Below are 15,271 nucleotides of genomic sequence, written 5' to 3'. Positions count from 1 at the left end.
AGTTCGGACGGTGCTCTAGGCCGCGGCCTTCCGGGCGGTGAGCTGGTTGAGGTCGGCGGTGGCGCCTGCGAGCGTCAACCGGATCAGGGGTCCGATGAGATCCAGATCGGCGGGATCCAGGCTTCCTCCACGGGCGAGAGGTCTTCTTCCTGCTCTGCGCGGGCAGGTTCGGCCGCGATCCTGCCGGCGAGGCGCAAGCCCTGTTCCACCGTCAGGTGGATGAGCAGTTCGTCCTCGGCATGGGCGCAGCCGGGCTCGGCCAGTACGCGAACCCCTGCGCCCAGGGCGCCGGTCAGCAGCAGTCGCATCCGGTCGGCGAGCTTGCGCATTCCGCCGGGCTTGTGAAGCTTCAGACCCGCGCCGATGCTGTCGGCGCCCAGCACCGCGCTCAGTTGGACTGCTGCTTCGAGGCCGTCGGAGTCGCGGACCTCCAGGGCCAGTGACCTCTCGTCCTCGACCTCCACCGCCACATGAAGCCGGTGCTGCGCGAGTGCGTTCCCCAGCCGCTCACGCACCGACTCGGCGTACATGAAGGGTGCCAGCAGCCGCTGCACCAGCTGGTCGACGCCCGTCTTGCCGCGCAGCGCGATCACGAGGTTGTTGTCCTCGTCGTAGCCGGCGGTCGCGTCGACACCCGTCGCCACCAGCCACGCGGTGGCCTCACCGGTGTTCAGGGAGAACGGCAGTCGGCTGCTGCCGAGCAGCGTCAACTCCAGAGTTCCGCACTCAGCGCCTTCACGCAGTCCAACCCGCCCGGTGACGCGGGCGCGGTCCACCGCCTGGGCGAGGACGCTCTCCAGCGAGGAGAAGTCGGATTCGTCGGTTGTCACCACGAGGTGCCTTTCAAGGGAGGGGGTGGGTGGTGCCCGCGCCCCGGCGCCGCGACGAGGTCAGCGGAGCCGGGGGGCGGGAGTCTGGTCGGGAGCAGTCAGCGCCGTGTCGGCGACCGTGCCCAACAGGGCGGCGCTGGCCGGGATGTCGCGATTGAGCCGGACTGCGTGATGCGGCAGTGAGGTGTGCCCCCGCGGCGTTGGGCGGGGGCTCGCGCGTGCGCGCTACTTCCCGTTCTTCTTTTTTGCTTCCTTGGCTGCCGCCCGCCGGTCCGCCCGGTTGCCGGTCGCGTCCGGTGTGGCGCCGAGCGCCTTGCTCTTGCGGACCACGTATCCGTCCGTCGCACCACCGGTGTGTGTCTGCGTCGCCCTGGGCTTTTTCGTCACCTGGTCGCCTTCTTGTCGTGTCTGAGTGGTGACCGTTCCGGCGGGGCGGGGCCGTTGCTTGCCTTTCCCCGTCCCGCCGGAACGGCGTTCATGGATCTGGCCGGCTGACCTACGCGGCGAGCAGTCCGCCCACCAGGTCGAGCGGTTCGGCGCTGTCGCCGTTGCCCTGGTCGCCGTCGGTGGTGGGCTCGTCGGCCGGTTCGGTGGTCTCGGTGTCGCTCTCGACCGCTTCCGGCTGGTCGGTCCTTGGCTGGATGGTCGCGGGCAAGTCCCGCCCCCTTCTCTCGTTGGTTCCGGCCCGGTTGGGCTCGGGGGTGCTCGGCCCCGCCCCGTTCGTCGCGCGGAGCCGAGCGGTCCGCCATCGGTTGGGCCACCGGCCGGTGAGTGGGTACCGGCGCCCCAGGAAGTCCCTGCCGATGGCGGGGAGCTCCCGGCTACGCGTCGGCGGGCTCGCCGACGAACAGGAGCGGCAGCCGCATGCCGTGCTCACTGGCCGCGACGGCCTGGCGGATGCGGCGTTCCTGGTACGGCTTGGTGTGGGTGCCGAGTTCGCCGAGCGGCACCCAGCGCAGCGCGGACAGTTCGTTGGCGGCGTCCTTGGGGACGGCCGCGTTGGCGGCTTCCGCAGCGGTCAGCGTTCCGCCGTCGCACACGATGTTGAAGCCCTCGGGCGAGCCGGATTCCTCGTTGGCGGGCACGTGATCGAGCGCGACAAAGTGCGTGATGGAGCGGGTGAGCCCGGTCTCTTCGCTGAGTTCACGGGATGCCGTCATGTGTACCTTCTCGCCCTGGTGCGCGCCCCCGCCGGGAAGCTGCCACCCTTTCCTGTAGGTCGGCTGGACCAACAGCACGTCCCCCTCCGTGTTGCGTACGAGAACCACGGCCCCGATGCGTCGCCGGGGCTGGTTGGCGCGCTCGATGTCGGCATGCGTCATGGTTTCAATCTCCTTCTTGGGTGCGGGTGTTGACCCCATCGGGCAGTAGGTGGCCAACGGGGTGTCTGGTGGGATGCGGGTTATCGGAGCGGCAGCGCCAGTAGCCGGCCGAAAATTGCGTACGCGGCGAGAGCGGCGACGGTATCGAGCGCCGTCCGGGCGATGAGGGGCACGGGTCGCTCACCCCTTCCGGGAATCGGCCTGGCTCGTCCGCCGTAGGCGACGGCGCATCTGTGCGGCAGCCATGTCCCGCCGGGGTTCGGACCACGCGTCGAACTGGTCGGCGAGAAAATTGGGGCTCACACCGAAATCGGCTGCGAGCGCGTTCATGGACTCGCCGGCCCGGTACCGCGCGATGACCCGGGTCTTACTGTTCCGGACGCGGTCACGGGCGGCCCGCCGCTGGCGTGGAGTGCGCCATGTCTGTCAATCTCCTTGCTACGTAGGGTCGTTGTTCTCATCGGGGAACAAGTGGGCGCCGGGGTGGTCGGCGAACAGCGGGGAGATGTGTCCGGCCGGGTTCCGTTCCGGGCACGGGTCCGTGAGCTGTAGGCGGGACTTCCGCTCGTGCCAGCGCACCCATGCCGCGAGGCCGGACGGGTCGGGGACGAACAGCACAGGCGCGGCGTGGTCGCCCTCCAGATGTTCGTCCAAGTCGCAGTGAACGAAGAGGGAAACGTCCTGGTGGGTTGCGTTCCGGCCCACCAGCGAAACGGCGGTGTCAATGAGTCCCGGGGGTACTGCGAACGGCGCGCGGCATCTGTCCATCGGGGTGTCCTCGCTGGGTGGTGGGTGACCGGCCCTGGTCACAGGAAGGGGATGAGCCAATCCGACGTGCGACGGGCCTTCCTGTGGCTCGTATGACTAGGGCGGGTGTATGTGGGCTGTCCGTCATCGGCGGGCTGTGCGGGGCTGGACTCGGGCAGGGGAACGGCCACGGGCCAGACGGTCAAGGTGTAGCGACACCCGTTGTCCGCAATCACTACACTCAGCGGATCGTCGGCCTTGAGCTGGTCCCGCGCCGCCCGCTGTTCCTCGGGGTCCCCGGCCCAGGAACGCAGTTCCGCAGGTCCGTCGGGAACGGGCGCCGGGGCCACGCGCATCCACGGTTTCACCCACGCCGAGCGCTCCGGGTCGGGGTCGAGCCTGTCCGCGATGCGCTCGGCCTCGCCGCCGAGCCATCGGAGCGCGAGCTTCGGCGAGATGCTGCTGAAGGTGCCGAACACGAACGCCACTGTCCGGCCCGTGCCGTAGACCTCTCCTTCCGCGAGCACTTCGCACCAGTAGGCCCGAGCCGGGCCGGCCCCTGCACCCGCACCACGCTTCACCGGCGACGCAAGGTCTGTACGAACCCCGTGTGGTCGGACGGGAGGCATCAACGCCCGGCGCCGCCAGGTACTCACCTTCTTCACGTTCCGCCCTTCCTGCTGCCTGGTGGTTGGTTGGGTGCGACCCTGACCCGGTTCGGTCGCCATGGGGTTGAGGTCCGTCCGGCTGCCGACCGTCCCCGCCGATGGGGTCCAGCCGGACGGACTTCCGATCCGGCCCCGCCCGCCCGCGCTGATGCCCTTCCTGCGCCGGCACGGCGGACGGAGCCGGGGTCTAGGGGGTACGCCACCGCGCGGGGCGGGCGTGATCGGAGTGAGAGCGCAGCTCGGCGTTGCAGTGCTCGACCGTCGGCGCGCCGCCCAGACGGCGGGCGTCCTCGCGCTGCCCGGCCAGGGCCGCGCACACGTCGCACCCATCAACGGCCACGGGCTCCAGAGCCGGCGTACGCGGACCCTCTGTCGCCGCCCTCATGTCAGCCGCCGCAGGCAGGTCTCGACGTGCGCCAGCAACGGCCGGTCGAGCGGGGCGTACACGCGAGGTACGCACTCGGGCACGAGCCGCCAGAAGCCACCGCCGTGGATGGTCTCCTCAAGCTTCACCAGCCCTTCGTCCGGGGCCGGTTGTACTGCTGCTGTGGATACGGCCATGAGGCGCCTTTCGACAGCTAGATCACTGGGTCACTGGGTGAGGTCATGCACGGCCGCGGCAAGGAACAACAGGCCGACGAGCGCGAGGAGTCGAAGGAATTCGATGTTGAGAACGTGCGGAGGCACCCTCTGCCTTCGCCATGGGGCGGCGCGGCAGATGAAGCGACGCGACGAACTCACGAGGCCGGGCGGTGGCGCTGAACATGCGGGGGCAGTGGCTTCAAGCCTTCATTCAGGTGGCTCGGGGCGGGGCAGCCGCGTCTTCGGCGTACGGGTTGCCGGGCGTCGGCGTCACGCGAAAGAACGCCGTCGTGATGCCTCGGTAGCCGCAGTGCGACGGGTTGCCACCCGGTGTGCCTGAGCGCCCATCCCTCGGGTCCCGTCCGCTCCTCCGAAGCCTCTGAGGACTCGCCGCACGTCGTGCACTCGACCTCGTGCACAGGCCCAGAGGCGCCCGGTTCGGTGTCGACACCAAGCGTCCAGCCAGCGAGTCGAATCACCGTATTCAACGGGGCTCCTCCTCGACGGATGGCAGCGCGACTGACAGTCCAGGGAGGATGCGGGAGAGCGCCGCGTGTAGTGCACGCGGGCACGTGACGCCGATTGCTCCTCGTCTCGGAGGTACCAGCCAGTAGGTCCCGGGTGGCCTGCAACGCTCCTGGGGCGGCAGCTCCAGTTCCGTCGTCACGCTCACAGGGCCGTCGGCGGGCATCGGCGGCAACGCGGCTGTGGCACCGGACTCGATGAAGAAGTAGACGCCACGCACCGCAGGGTCTACCGCCACGGTGCCTGGGCAGCTGATCCGGTCCAGCGCCTGAAGACCGTAGTACCTGTCAACCCGCAGCACCTCCCAGCTCGGGAGCACTAGCGCCCTGCGGGGGTACGAAAGAACACGCGGAGGTTGTGTCATCACGTGAGGCTCATCTCGTAGTCCACTGCTGTGAGCAGGAAGGTACGGCGAGCACGTGACGGCGACCCGAACTCTCAGTTCGGGTGAACTCTCAGTTCGGGTCGGTTATACGATCCCCAACTGCTCTGCGAGATCGAACACCTGGGACCGAAAAGTAGGACGTACGCGGTGAAGAAGACCCGTCACCATGTCAGCCGCAACAGCACTTCGCGCCATGTCCTCGGCACTCAGCTCAGCCAGGTCAAGGAGGTGGACCAGGACCGCAGGATCGTCGCGCCGCTGGTAGTAGCAGCGAGCAAGCTCCAGCGTGAAAGTGAACTGCCGCTCCCTGCTGGGGAGCTGAGAGACGTCCACCTCGTCAGCCAGGCGTAGACCTTCCGCGCACTGGCCGGCCAGCATCTCGATACTCAGCGCGTGAAGGCCAATGTTCGTCGGGCCGAAGACGGTCCACATGGTGTTGGACTCGCCAGCCTTCTTGCCGAGCGGGGCCGCCTTCTGCAACAGGCGCTGGCGAGCCGCCCACCACATTTTCCGCTGGGCATCCGCGACGACACAGACCAGTTCGAGCGCACCTTGTATGGCGACTTTCTCTGTGCCCTCCGGGACAGACCGAAGTTCTTCGACCGCGATCCGAGCAACCTCGTGCGCTTCCTGCGCGCCACCATCCTGGGACAACAGGCAGTGCCCCAGGTTCCAATGCGCCGCAGCGATCCGGATCGGGTCGTCCGCATCCTCCGCTGCTCGACGGGCACGGTCCGCGACCATCAGAGACAGGTCGAGACGGCCGGACCGGCGGCAGTACGAGCGCATGAGTCCATAGAAGTCGGCCGCCGCGCGGAGCACGTCGCGCCGAGCCGACGCGTCACTCGACGAGCGGTGGGCACGCACAGAGTGCTCAATGTCCGCGATGAGCGCGGGTAGCACTTCCTCAATCTCGGTGAAGCGCTCCGCGCTTTTCTGCCACGTCCGCCATGCCTCCTCGACACGCTCCCGCAGCGCCGCAGGGCCTACCACCTGCCCCGCGCGAGTCGAGCCGTACCCCAACAGGGCGCCTACCACGTCCGGCGCGGTCGTCAGCGAGATCGTAGGCTTGGTCGGCGGCTCGTCAGAAAGAAGGGCCGAGACCGGCACCTGGAGTTCGGCAGCGATCCGGGTCAACACCTCGGGTGACGGCGTGCGTTTCCCGTTCTCGATCATCGAGAAATACCGCTCGGTGACACCACACAGCCCCGCAACGGCGGCCATCGATCGGTTGCCGTTCTTGCGCCGGTAGTGCCGGATACGCGCCCCGACGATCAACGTTGGTGTTTCCGCCATCAGCCCTCCCGATTACGACAGAGTAGGACGGACCGCTCCGCCGTGGGGGCCTTCCGCAACATGGTGGATAATGTGATCAATTCTGGGGAGGGGCGACACATGCCTCTGGTCCTGTGGGACATCGACCACACACTCATCGAGACACGTGGCGTAGGACGCAGCCTGTCCGCCGCTGCTTTCGCGGAGGTGACCGGTCAACCCATGCGAGAGCAGGCGACGATTGACGGGATCACCGAAGCCGTGATCTTCCGGGAGACAGCGAAACTGCACGGTCTCACGACCGACCGCGCCACCTTCGAACGGTTCGCCCACGCGCTCACTCGGCAACACGTGTCGCACGCAGCGGAGTTGAGAGAACGTGGTACGGCACTCTTGGGCGCTGCTGCGGCCCTGGAGGCCCTTGCTGTCGCGAACGTCCGGCAGACCGTGGTGACCGGCAACGTCCGCGGTGTCGCGGAAATCAAGCTGGGCGTCTTCGGCCTTGACACCCACATCAAATGGGATGCCGGGGCGTATGGAGAAGACGCCGACCTCCGGCCCGCCCTGGTCCAACTCGCCCTTGCCCGATCCTCCACTTCGGCGGGGAACGCGGTACTGATCGGCGACACCCCAGCGGACGTCGAAGGCGGGCGGAAGAACGGCGTCCACGTCATCGCCGTCGCGACAGGCCGCAGCTCCACCGCCGAACTGTGTGAGGCCGGCGCTCACCATGTCCTTGACGATCTCACCGACGTGAACCGCCTACTGACCCTCATCACGAGCCGGACGTAGAACGACTCGCCACCGCGCTCGGACATCAGGCTTGTCAGTGGCCCGTCGTACGGTTGTCGCATGCCCTCCTCCATGCCTGACGGCCCTCTGCTGTGCCCTGCGCAGGTTGAGGTGAACAACGCGATCCGCCGCCTTATGGACGCGCCTTGCGGGGACCAGCAGGCCGGGGAGAGCGACCAGGAGCAGCGCGCCGAGGCGTACTGGCGGCTCCTCGGTCTGTGGGCCGAGGCTACCCAGCGGGGCAATCTCACGATGGCTGCCTAGAGCCTGTCCGGACACGGGCGGACACCGTGTCCGCGCTGTCCGGACACGGGCGGGGACACGGTGTCCGAGCATCGTCGGTCACTGCCACTGACCAGTACGGACGCTGTCCGGACGTCGTGTCTGGACAGTGTCCGTCAGGTGCTGATGAACAGCGCGACGACCGCGACGGCCAGCGCGCCGACGGCGAGCAGCGAGCCGATCTGCGCGAGCGGCCACCGGCCCCGCTTCAGCTCGTCGATCTCCTGTTGCAGCGCCCGGATCGATTCCTCGGTGTCCGTGCGCAGTTGCTTCAGGTCCGCGTCCGTGCGAGCGATTCGCTCGACGAGGACACCGAGCGCGCCCTTGATCTCGGCGAGGCCGGTGCCGATCTCCCCGCGTAGCTGAGCCAGCTCGACCGCGACGCTCCCCGACCCGGCCGCGGTCATCCGCCCGCTCGGCCCTGCGCGGTCAGGTCGGCGACCGCAGCCGTGAGTGCCGCGACCGCCGCCCGCAGGTCCTGGACATCGGTGACCAACTGGGAGGTGTTCTCCGCCGACGCATGAGCGGCGGACCAAGATCACATCCAGTTGACATCCAGAATGCCTCCAGGAACGCCATCAGGGCCGGTCTCCTGTGAAGGAAACCGGCCCTGACCTGGCGTTTTACTGTCGGGGTGGCGGGATTTGAACCCACGACCTCTTCGTCCCGAACGAAGCGCGCTGCCAAGCTGCGCTACACCCCGATGTCGCCCGTGTCGCTGCGACATCGATTACTTTAGCCCACCGGCGCCCGCAGGCGAAATCCGGTTTTGTGGGGCGCAGGCCGGGCCCCGGCCCGGTCGTGGAGGGGTCAGGTGCGTGGTGTGAGTGTCAGTAGCGTTGCTTCCGGGGGGCAGGCGAAGCGGACCGGGGTGTAGCGGTTCGTGCCGCAGCCCGCCGAGACGTGGAGGTATGAGGTGTGGCCCCCGGCGTCGTAGGTCGAGAGGCCCCGGGCGCGGGCCGTGTCCAGGTCGCAGTTGGTGACGACTGCTCCGTAGAACGGGATGCGGAGCTGGCCGCCGTGCGTGTGGCCGCCCAGGATCAGGGGGTAGCCGTCCGATGTGAACGCCTCCAGCATGCGCAGGTACGGGGCGTGGACCACGCCGATCGACAGGTCCGCGTCGGGTTCCGGGCCGCCCGCGACCTCGGCGTAGCGGTCGCGTTTGATGTGCGGGTCGTCGACGCCGGTGAAGGCGATCTCGTGGCCGTCGATCTTGAGCCGGCCGCGGGCGTTGGTCAGACCCACCCAGCCCGCCGCGTCGAAGGCGTCGCGCATCGGTTCCCACGGGTTGTGGACGACGTTGACGGCGGGCGCGTTGCCGTTCAGGCCGTGCTTGCCCTGGGCCTTCTCGAAGATGTAGCGCGCCGGGTTGCGCAGAGCGGGGCCGTAGTAGTCGTTGGAGCCGAAGACGTAGACGCCCGGGAACTCCATCAGCGGGCCGAGCGCGTCGAGTACCTCCGGTACGCCCTGCGGGTCGGAGAGGTTGTCGCCGGTGTTGACCACGAAGTCGGGGCGCAGGCCGGCCAGGGAGCGGAGCCAGCGCTGCTTCTTGCGCTGGCCGCAGACCATGTGGATGTCCGAGACCTGGAGGATCCGCAACGGTCGCATGCCGTCCGGCAGTACGGGTACGGAGACCCGTCGCAGCCGGAAGGAACGGGCCTCGAATCCGGCGGCGTAGGCGATGCCGGCCGCCCCGGCGGCCGCGATTCCCGCGGTGATTTTCAGGGGGACTCCGTAGCGTGCGCGCATGCGCTCATCGTCGCAGACCCGCCACCGCCCCGGGAAACTGAACGGCGGTCCGTGGGCCGTACCTGACACACTGTCCGCATGACCACGCTCAAGTCCAAGCTGCACGACGACCTCATCGCCGCGATCAGGGCACGTGACGAGCTGCGCTCCGCCACCCTCCGGCTGACCCTCGCCGCGATCTCCAAGGAGGAGGTCTCCGGCAAGTCGGCGCGCGAGCTCTCCGACGACGAGGTGCAGAAGGTGATCGCCAAGGAGGCCAAGAAGCGCCGTGAGGCGGCCGAGGCCTTCGCGCAGGGCGGGCGGGCCGAGCAGGCGGAGCGGGAGAAGGCGGAGGGCGTGCTGCTCGACGCTTATCTGCCGCAGCAGTTGACCGACGACGAGCTCGGTGCGATCGTCGCGCAGGCCGTGGGCGAGGCGAAGGCGGCCGGCGCCGAGGGGCCGCGTGCGATGGGCGCCGTCATGAAGATCGTCGGTCCGAAGGTCGCGGGCCGTGCCGACGGGGGGCGGGTCGCCGCCGCCGTCAAGCAGAGCCTCGCGGCGGGCTGACGCCCCTGTACGCGAAGGGGCTCCCGGCCGATTCCTCGGCCGGGAGCCCCTTTTTTACGTCCTGTGCGTGCCGTACGTCCTGTACGGGCTAGTCGAACGTGCCGTCCGGGAAGCCCGGGAACGGGTTCTCGCCGTCGCCGCCCCCGTTGTCGCCCCTGCCCGGGTCCTGGTCGCCGTTGTCGCCGTCGCCGTCGCCGTCGTCCCCGCCGTTGTCCCCCGGCTTGTCGCGGCCCTTGTCCTTGTCCTTGTCCTTCTCCGGGTCCGGGATGTTGATGGTGTTGAACCCGGGCCCCGGCTTGCCGTCGAGCGCACCGCCCATCGCGTCGCGCCAGATCGGTCCGGGTACGGCGCCACCGAAGACCTTGTCGTGGTACTGGCCGCCGATGGTGATGTCCACCATCTTCTTCTTGAGGGTCGGGTCGCCGACCCACACCGCGCCCGCCATGTTCGGTGTGTAGCCCACGAACCACGCGGCGAGCCGGAAGTCGGTGGTACCGGTCTTGCCCGCGCTCGGCCTGCTGCCGAGGCCCGCCTCCTGGCCCGTACCGTCCTCGACCACGCCCGCCAGCAGGGTGTTGATGGTGTCGGCCGTCTTCTCCGACATCGCCCGCGAGCACGTCGACTTCGGGACGTCCATCTCCTTGCCGTTCGGGCCGGTGATCGATCCGATGGCGACGGGAGTGCAGTACGTGCCGCGGTTGGCGAACGTCGCGTACCCGGAGGCCATGGTGAGCGGCGTCATCTCCTGCGTGCCCAGCGTGATCGACGGGAGCTGCTCGATCGCCTTGCCGTCGGCCCGCTCGACACCCATCTTCCGGGCCAGCTCGGTCACCGGGCAGACGCCGATCTGGCTGATCAGCTGTACGTAGTAGGTGTTGACCGACTTGGCGGTCGCTTCCTTCATTCCGTACGGGCCGACCTCGGACTCGTTCTCGTTCTCGACCGGGACACCCTGGCCCGTCCACGGACCCTTGCAGGTCTGCACGGGGCTCGGATAGTTCATCTGGTACGGCGAGGGGTACGACTGCGTCGGCTGGATGCCCTGCTCCAGGGCCGCCGCCGCGACGATGGGCTTGAAGGTCGATCCCGGCTGGTAGCCGGCGCCGCCGCCCATGTCCTGGTCGACGGACAGGTTCATGTACGTCTCGTTCTTGGCGCCGCCGTACGGCCGCGACTGGCCCATGGCCAGGATCTTGCCGGTGCCCGGCTCGACGATCGACAGGGCGGTGGCGACCTGGTCCGTCTTGTAGACGTGGGTCTTGATCGACTCCTGCGCCGATTCCTGCGCCTGCGGGTCGAGTGTCGTCCGGACGGTCAGACCGCCCTGGTTCCAGACCTTGGCCCGGTCCTCCTGCGTCTTGCCGAACGCGGTGTCGGTCAGGAACACCTTCCGTACGTAGTCGCAGAAGAAGCCCGCGCCCTTGACCGCCGTGATGCAGCCGTTCTTGGGACGGCTCACCTTCAGGTCGATCTCGGTCTTCTTCGCCTTGTCCGCCTCGGCCTGCGAGATGTCCTTCACGTCGGCCATGCGCTGGATCACGGTGTTGCGGCGCTTGGTCGCCTCCTCCGTGTCGTTCACCGGGTCGTACCGGCTCGGCGACTGGACGATGCCCGCCAGCAGCGCCGCCTCCTGAAGCTTCAGCTTCTTCGCCGGCTTGGAGAAGTAGCGGTGCGAGGCGGCCTCGATGCCGTACGCCTGCTGTCCGAAGAAGGTGATGTTCAGGTAGTTCTCAAGGATCTTCTTCTTGCCCAGCTCCTCCTCGACCTGGATCGCGAACTTGAGCTCGCGGATCTTGCGGCCGATGGTCTGCTGGGTGGCCTCGGCGACCTTGTCGGGGTCGTCGCCCGCCTCTTCGACGAAGACGTTCTTCACATACTGCTGGGTGAGGGTCGAGGCGCCCTGGGAGACGCCGCCCGACTGCGCGTTGCGGTTGGCCGCGCGCAGAACACCCTTGAGGTCGACCGCCCCGTGGTCGTAGAAGCGCGAGTCCTCGATCGCGACGATCGCCTTCTGCATGTACGGCGAGATGTCGGTGAGGGGCACGACCGTACGGTCGCGCGAGTAGACGGTGGCGATATGGCCGCCGTCCTTGTCGAGGATCGTGGTGCGCTGGCTGAGCGGCGGGGTCTTGAGATTCGCCGGAATCTCGTCGAATCCCTCGACCGTCCCCTTGGCCGCCAGGCCCAGAACTCCGAAGGCGGGCAAGGCGATTCCCGCCAGCACCGCTCCCGCGAGCACACTGACACCGAGGAACTTGGCGGCCTGCTGGGTCCCGGTCAGACCGCCGCCCGAGCGCTTCTTTGGCATGGCAGCAGCCTACGTTGTCGTTCGCCGGACACACATAAAGGCTCTGGCCTAAGCTGCACCCAACTGTCACAGCAGGGCGGTTTCGTATCAAGTCCCGGCTCAAGTCCCCGACGTTGAAGTCCGGCGCACCGTGAAGCGTCGTCTGAAACATCGCTCGACGTGTCGGAAGTCCTGTCCGATTCCGCCTCGTACATCACCCGGCGCCCGTTGTGGTCCGACCGAAATATGGTGACTTTTCGGGTTGGTCGCGTATGTCCCCGCATCACTCCCCTGGGTGATCTGCCGCGTACGCATAGTCCGTTCGGGCCATTCAAGATTGGGCCCGAAGGGGGTGTTGCGCTGTGCCCACGTTCCGTAACGTCCTCAACTGGCAGCGGTGAATATGCCGCTTCCGCCGTGGGGGAGCCTCGATTCGGGAGAGGACGGCGCCGGGATGGGCTGGGTAACCGACTGGAGTGCGCAGGCAGCATGCCGCACTACCGATCCGGATGAATTGTTCGTACAAGGCGCAGCGCAGAACAGGGCCAAGGCGGTGTGCACCGGTTGCCCGGTGCGTACGGAGTGCCTGGCCGACGCGCTGGACAACCGCGTCGAATTCGGCGTGTGGGGCGGAATGACCGAGCGGGAGCGACGCGCACTGCTGCGCAGGCGCCCCACTGTCACCTCATGGCGACGGCTGCTCGAAACCGCACGCACCGAGTACGAGCGCAGCGCGGGCATTCTGCCCGTCGGCCTTGAGGACGACGACGAGACGTACGGCTCGCGCCACTACGCCGACGCCGTCATCGACGACACATGGGCGGCGGTGGGGTAGGCCGCCACAGCCAGAGAACGTCGCCGGTCAGCGCCTCGCTGTCGCCCTCTCGTCCGTTTGGCACCTCGCCGCTTACGCGGCCCCGGTCGCCGGGCTCCCGCCCGAGAGGCGGTCACCGATGGTTCGGAGCCCTGCGAGGTCGTGCACATCGCCGGGCAGCGCCGCGACTTCGGCCACCGGCACCTCGGGGTGGAGCGCGGTGAAGCGGTCGCGCGTGCGCTGCTCACGCTTGAGCACCTGCATACGCTCGGCATGCAGGCGCAGCAGACCTGCCGTCAGTTGATTGACCGACGGCGGTTCGGACGTCTGTGATTCGGACGTCTGCGATTCAGAGGCCTCTGATTCGGATGTTCGCGGCTCGGACGTACGGGATGCCTCAGGGGCCTCGGGGGATGAGCCCGCGGGGGCAGCGGCCTCACGAGCACCATTCTTCCCGCGGCCCTGATCCACAATGCGACCCTCTTCAAGATTTTCCGCGGCGGCCCGCGCCCGCTCGGCCGACAGCCGGGCGGCGCCGCTGCCGTGCACGCGGTTGAGGACGAGCCCGGCGAGCGGCATCCCCTCGGCGGCCAGCCGCTCCACGAAGTACGCGGCCTCGCGCAGCGCGTCCCGTTCCGGCGCGGCGACCACCAGGAAGGCCGTGCCGGGCGCCTGGAGCAGCCGGTACGTCGCATCGGCACGCGTACGGAAACCGCCGAACATGGTGTCCATCGCCGCCACGAACGTCTGCACGTCGCGCAGGAATTGGCCGCCGAGCAGCTTCCCGAGAGTGCCGGTCATCATCGACATCCCGACGTTCAGGAACTTCATCCCGGCCCGGCCGCCCATCTTCGCCGGGGCCATCAGCAGGCGGATGAACTTCCCGTCCAGGAACGAGCCCAGCCGTTTCGGCGCGTCCAGGAAGTCCAGCGCCGAGCGCGACGGCGGGGTGTCGACCACGATCAGGTCCCACTCGTCGCGGGCCCGCAGCTGACCCAGCTTCTCCATCGCCATGTACTCCTGTGTGCCCGCGAATCCGGCCGACAGGGACTGGTAGAAGGGGTTGTCCAGGATGGCGCGGGCCCGGTCCGGGTCGGCGTGCGCCTCGACGATCTCGTCGAAGGTCCGCTTCATGTCGAGCATCATCGCGTGCAGTTCACCGCCGCCCTCGATGCCCTTGACCTGACGGGGGGTGTTGTCGAGCGAGTCGATGCCCATGGACTGGGCGAGCCTGCGGGCCGGGTCGATGGTCAGCACGACCACCTTGCGGCCACGTTCCGCCGCCCGTACGCCGAGAGCCGCCGCCGTCGTCGTCTTGCCGACACCGCCGGAGCCGCAGCACACGATGATGCGCGTCGCCGGGTCGTCCAGCAGCGGATCGACTTCGAGCGGGGCCGCCGCCGCGTCCAGAGTCATCAGGCCTCCCCAAGATTGCGTAGCTCCCCCGCCAGGCGGTACAGACCGGCCAGGTCCATGCCCTCGCCGATCAGGGGGAGTTCGTACGTAGGCAGCCCGAGCTTCGCCAGGACGGCGCGCTGCTCGCGCTCAAGCTGCACGCGCTGGGCGTGCTCGGCGGCCTGTTCCAGGAGCGGCCCCACGAGCTTCGTGGGCGCGCTCACCCCGGCCGCCGCGAGCGCCTTGGTGACCTCCTTACGACGGTCGCCCGCCACGCCCTTGACGGCCTCCTCATCAAGGAGGTGCGGGCGCACCATGTTCACGATCACCTTGCCGACGGGCAGTTCGGCCCCGCGCAGCTCTCCTATGCCGTCGACGGTCTCCTGGACCGGCATCTCCTCTAGGAGCGTCACCAGGTGCACGGCGGTCCCGGGTGACTTGAGCACCCGCATCACCGCCTGGGCCTGGTTGTATATCGGGCCTATCTTCGCGAGGCCGGCCACCTCGTCGTTCACGTTCAGGAAGCGCGTGATGCGGCCGGTGGGCGGGGCGTCCATCACGACGTAGTCGTACGTGAACCGGCCCCGCTTGTCCCGGCGGCGTACGGCCTCGCACGCCTTGCCGGTCAGCAGGACGTCCCGGACGCCCGGCGCGATGGTGGTGGCGAAGTCGATGGCGCCGAGCTTCTTGAGGGCGCGGCCCGCGCTGCCGAGTTTGTAGAACATCTGGAGGTAGTCGAGCAGTGCGCGCTCGGCGTCGATGGCCAGCGCGTACACCTCGCCGCCGCCGGCGGCGACGGCGATCTTCCGTTCCTCGTAAGGAAGCGCCTCCGTTTCGAAGAGCTGTGCGATGCCCTGTCTGCCCTCGACCTCTACGAGGAGGGTGCGCTTGCCCTCCGTCGCGAGGGCGAGCGCGAGGGCCGCGGCGACCGTGGTCTTACCGGTGCCGCCCTTGCCGCTGACGACCTGGAGCCTGCTCACACATTCGAGCCTAACCAGTCGGGCGGCGGGCTACGCACGAGGCCGTCCACGGGCTCCGCACGAGGCCGTCCACGGGCTCCGTACGAGGTGGC

General features: G+C 68.5%; 18 protein-coding genes and 1 tRNA gene. 4 read left to right on the top strand and 15 right to left on the bottom strand.

Features of this window, described 5'->3' with window-relative positions:
• Positions 1 to 83: 83 nt before the first annotated feature.
• From OG700_RS16905 to OG700_RS16865, 9 genes are all read right to left on the bottom strand, one after another.
• Entirely contained in the window at positions 84 to 830 is a 747-nt protein-coding gene (locus OG700_RS16905; RefSeq protein ID WP_405614358.1) for a hypothetical protein, read from the bottom strand.
• Positions 831 to 1,055: 225 nt separating this feature from the next.
• Complete coding sequence (locus tag OG700_RS16900; protein ID WP_405614356.1) at positions 1,056 to 1,217, bottom strand: hypothetical protein; 162 nt, start codon at positions 1,215 to 1,217, stop codon at positions 1,056 to 1,058.
• A gap of 109 nt (positions 1,218 to 1,326) precedes the next feature.
• The gene (locus OG700_RS16895) at positions 1,327 to 1,485 is read right to left on the bottom strand and encodes a hypothetical protein (protein WP_405614354.1); all 159 of its coding nucleotides are present in this window, start codon (positions 1,483 to 1,485) and stop codon (positions 1,327 to 1,329) included.
• Positions 1,486 to 1,651: 166 nt separating this feature from the next.
• Positions 1,652 to 2,152 (bottom strand): NUDIX domain-containing protein, encoded by a 501-nt coding sequence (locus OG700_RS16890; protein WP_405614352.1) that lies wholly within the window; start codon positions 2,150 to 2,152, stop codon positions 1,652 to 1,654.
• A 438-nt stretch (positions 2,153 to 2,590) separates the two neighbouring features.
• A complete protein-coding gene (locus tag OG700_RS16885) occupies positions 2,591 to 2,806 on the bottom strand; it encodes a hypothetical protein (protein WP_405614350.1) in 216 nt (71 codons plus the stop codon).
• 152 nt (positions 2,807 to 2,958) lie between these two features.
• Positions 2,959 to 3,426, bottom strand: coding sequence for a hypothetical protein (locus OG700_RS16880; protein ID WP_405614348.1), 468 nt, complete (start codon positions 3,424 to 3,426; stop codon positions 2,959 to 2,961).
• 328 nt (positions 3,427 to 3,754) lie between these two features.
• Positions 3,755 to 3,952, bottom strand: a complete 198-nt coding sequence (locus OG700_RS16875) for a hypothetical protein (RefSeq protein WP_405614346.1) — start codon at positions 3,950 to 3,952, stop codon at positions 3,755 to 3,757.
• Positions 3,949 to 4,128 (bottom strand): hypothetical protein, encoded by a 180-nt coding sequence (locus OG700_RS16870; RefSeq protein ID WP_405614344.1) that lies wholly within the window; start codon positions 4,126 to 4,128, stop codon positions 3,949 to 3,951. Before OG700_RS16870 ends, OG700_RS16875 begins: the two co-directional genes overlap by 4 nt.
• A 1,015-nt stretch (positions 4,129 to 5,143) precedes the next feature.
• Positions 5,144 to 6,355: a helix-turn-helix domain-containing protein gene (locus tag OG700_RS16865; RefSeq protein WP_405614342.1), complete on the bottom strand. Its 1,212-nt coding sequence runs from the start codon at positions 6,353 to 6,355 to the stop codon at positions 5,144 to 5,146.
• A 99-nt stretch (positions 6,356 to 6,454) separates the two neighbouring features.
• Between OG700_RS16865 and OG700_RS16860 the strand changes: the two genes are divergently transcribed.
• Both OG700_RS16860 and OG700_RS16855 read left to right on the top strand, forming a co-directional pair.
• A complete protein-coding gene (locus OG700_RS16860) occupies positions 6,455 to 7,126 on the top strand; it encodes an HAD family hydrolase (protein WP_405621764.1) in 672 nt (223 codons plus the stop codon).
• Positions 7,127 to 7,198: 72 nt separating this feature from the next.
• The gene (locus tag OG700_RS16855) at positions 7,199 to 7,390 is read left to right on the top strand and encodes a hypothetical protein (protein WP_405614340.1); all 192 of its coding nucleotides are present in this window, start codon (positions 7,199 to 7,201) and stop codon (positions 7,388 to 7,390) included.
• Positions 7,391 to 7,524: 134 nt separating this feature from the next.
• Here the strand turns inward: OG700_RS16855 and OG700_RS16850 are convergent, their stop codons facing one another.
• The 3 genes from OG700_RS16850 to OG700_RS16840 all read right to left on the bottom strand — a co-directional run bounded on the left by OG700_RS16850 (position 7,525) and on the right by OG700_RS16840 (position 9,157).
• Positions 7,525 to 7,815, bottom strand: coding sequence for a hypothetical protein (locus OG700_RS16850; RefSeq protein ID WP_405614338.1), 291 nt, complete (start codon positions 7,813 to 7,815; stop codon positions 7,525 to 7,527).
• Positions 7,816 to 8,037: 222 nt separating this feature from the next.
• A tRNA-Pro gene (locus OG700_RS16845) sits at positions 8,038 to 8,111 on the bottom strand.
• A gap of 107 nt (positions 8,112 to 8,218) precedes the next feature.
• Positions 8,219 to 9,157 carry a metallophosphoesterase gene (locus tag OG700_RS16840; protein ID WP_405614336.1) on the bottom strand — a complete coding sequence of 313 codons (939 nt, stop codon included), beginning with the start codon at positions 9,155 to 9,157 and terminating at the stop codon, positions 8,219 to 8,221.
• Between the two features lie 78 nt (positions 9,158 to 9,235).
• On the opposite strand from OG700_RS16840, the gene OG700_RS16835 reads away from it, so the two are divergent.
• A complete protein-coding gene (locus OG700_RS16835) occupies positions 9,236 to 9,703 on the top strand; it encodes a GatB/YqeY domain-containing protein (protein WP_405614334.1) in 468 nt (155 codons plus the stop codon).
• A gap of 88 nt (positions 9,704 to 9,791) precedes the next feature.
• Here the strand turns inward: OG700_RS16835 and OG700_RS16830 are convergent, their stop codons facing one another.
• Entirely contained in the window at positions 9,792 to 12,011 is a 2,220-nt protein-coding gene (locus OG700_RS16830) for a transglycosylase domain-containing protein (protein WP_405614332.1), read from the bottom strand.
• Between the two features lie 433 nt (positions 12,012 to 12,444).
• Here OG700_RS16830 and OG700_RS16825 point away from each other — a divergent pair, with 433 nt between their 5' ends.
• Complete coding sequence (locus tag OG700_RS16825) at positions 12,445 to 12,825, top strand: WhiB family transcriptional regulator (protein WP_405614330.1); 381 nt, start codon at positions 12,445 to 12,447, stop codon at positions 12,823 to 12,825.
• 72 nt (positions 12,826 to 12,897) lie between these two features.
• On the opposite strand, the gene OG700_RS16820 is transcribed toward OG700_RS16825, so the two are convergent.
• Both OG700_RS16820 and OG700_RS16815 read right to left on the bottom strand, forming a co-directional pair.
• Positions 12,898 to 14,220 (bottom strand): ArsA family ATPase, encoded by a 1,323-nt coding sequence (locus OG700_RS16820; protein WP_405614328.1) that lies wholly within the window; start codon positions 14,218 to 14,220, stop codon positions 12,898 to 12,900.
• A complete protein-coding gene (locus OG700_RS16815; protein WP_405614326.1) occupies positions 14,220 to 15,179 on the bottom strand; it encodes an ArsA family ATPase in 960 nt (319 codons plus the stop codon). Before OG700_RS16815 ends, OG700_RS16820 begins: the two co-directional genes overlap by 1 nt.
• Positions 15,180 to 15,271 lie beyond the last annotated feature (92 nt).

It is taken from the genome of Streptomyces sp. NBC_01508, assembly GCF_045040315.1.
In the GTDB taxonomy this organism is placed as follows: Bacteria; Actinomycetota; Actinomycetes; order Streptomycetales; family Streptomycetaceae; genus Streptomyces.
This window is presented reverse-complemented; position numbering and strand designations above follow the sequence as displayed.

Coding starts and splice junctions, on each gene's coding strand:
- OG700_RS16870 (WP_405614344.1), bottom strand. CDS start 4,128: ATGGCCGTATCCACAGCAGCAGTACAACCGGCCCCGGACGAAGGGCTG.
- OG700_RS16820 (WP_405614328.1), bottom strand. CDS start 14,220: ATGACTCTGGACGCGGCGGCGGCCCCGCTCGAAGTCGATCCGCTGCTG.
- OG700_RS16855 (WP_405614340.1), top strand. CDS start 7,199: ATGCCTGACGGCCCTCTGCTGTGCCCTGCGCAGGTTGAGGTGAACAAC.
- OG700_RS16890 (WP_405614352.1), bottom strand. CDS start 2,152: ATGACGCATGCCGACATCGAGCGCGCCAACCAGCCCCGGCGACGCATC.
- OG700_RS16850 (WP_405614338.1), bottom strand. CDS start 7,815: ATGACCGCGGCCGGGTCGGGGAGCGTCGCGGTCGAGCTGGCTCAGCTA.
- OG700_RS16860 (WP_405621764.1), top strand. CDS start 6,455: ATGCCTCTGGTCCTGTGGGACATCGACCACACACTCATCGAGACACGT.
- OG700_RS16840 (WP_405614336.1), bottom strand. CDS start 9,157: ATGCGCGCACGCTACGGAGTCCCCCTGAAAATCACCGCGGGAATCGCG.
- OG700_RS16825 (WP_405614330.1), top strand. CDS start 12,445: ATGGGCTGGGTAACCGACTGGAGTGCGCAGGCAGCATGCCGCACTACC.
- OG700_RS16865 (WP_405614342.1), bottom strand. CDS start 6,355: ATGGCGGAAACACCAACGTTGATCGTCGGGGCGCGTATCCGGCACTAC.
- OG700_RS16830 (WP_405614332.1), bottom strand. CDS start 12,011: ATGCCAAAGAAGCGCTCGGGCGGCGGTCTGACCGGGACCCAGCAGGCC.
- OG700_RS16835 (WP_405614334.1), top strand. CDS start 9,236: ATGACCACGCTCAAGTCCAAGCTGCACGACGACCTCATCGCCGCGATC.
- OG700_RS16875 (WP_405614346.1), bottom strand. CDS start 3,952: ATGAGGGCGGCGACAGAGGGTCCGCGTACGCCGGCTCTGGAGCCCGTG.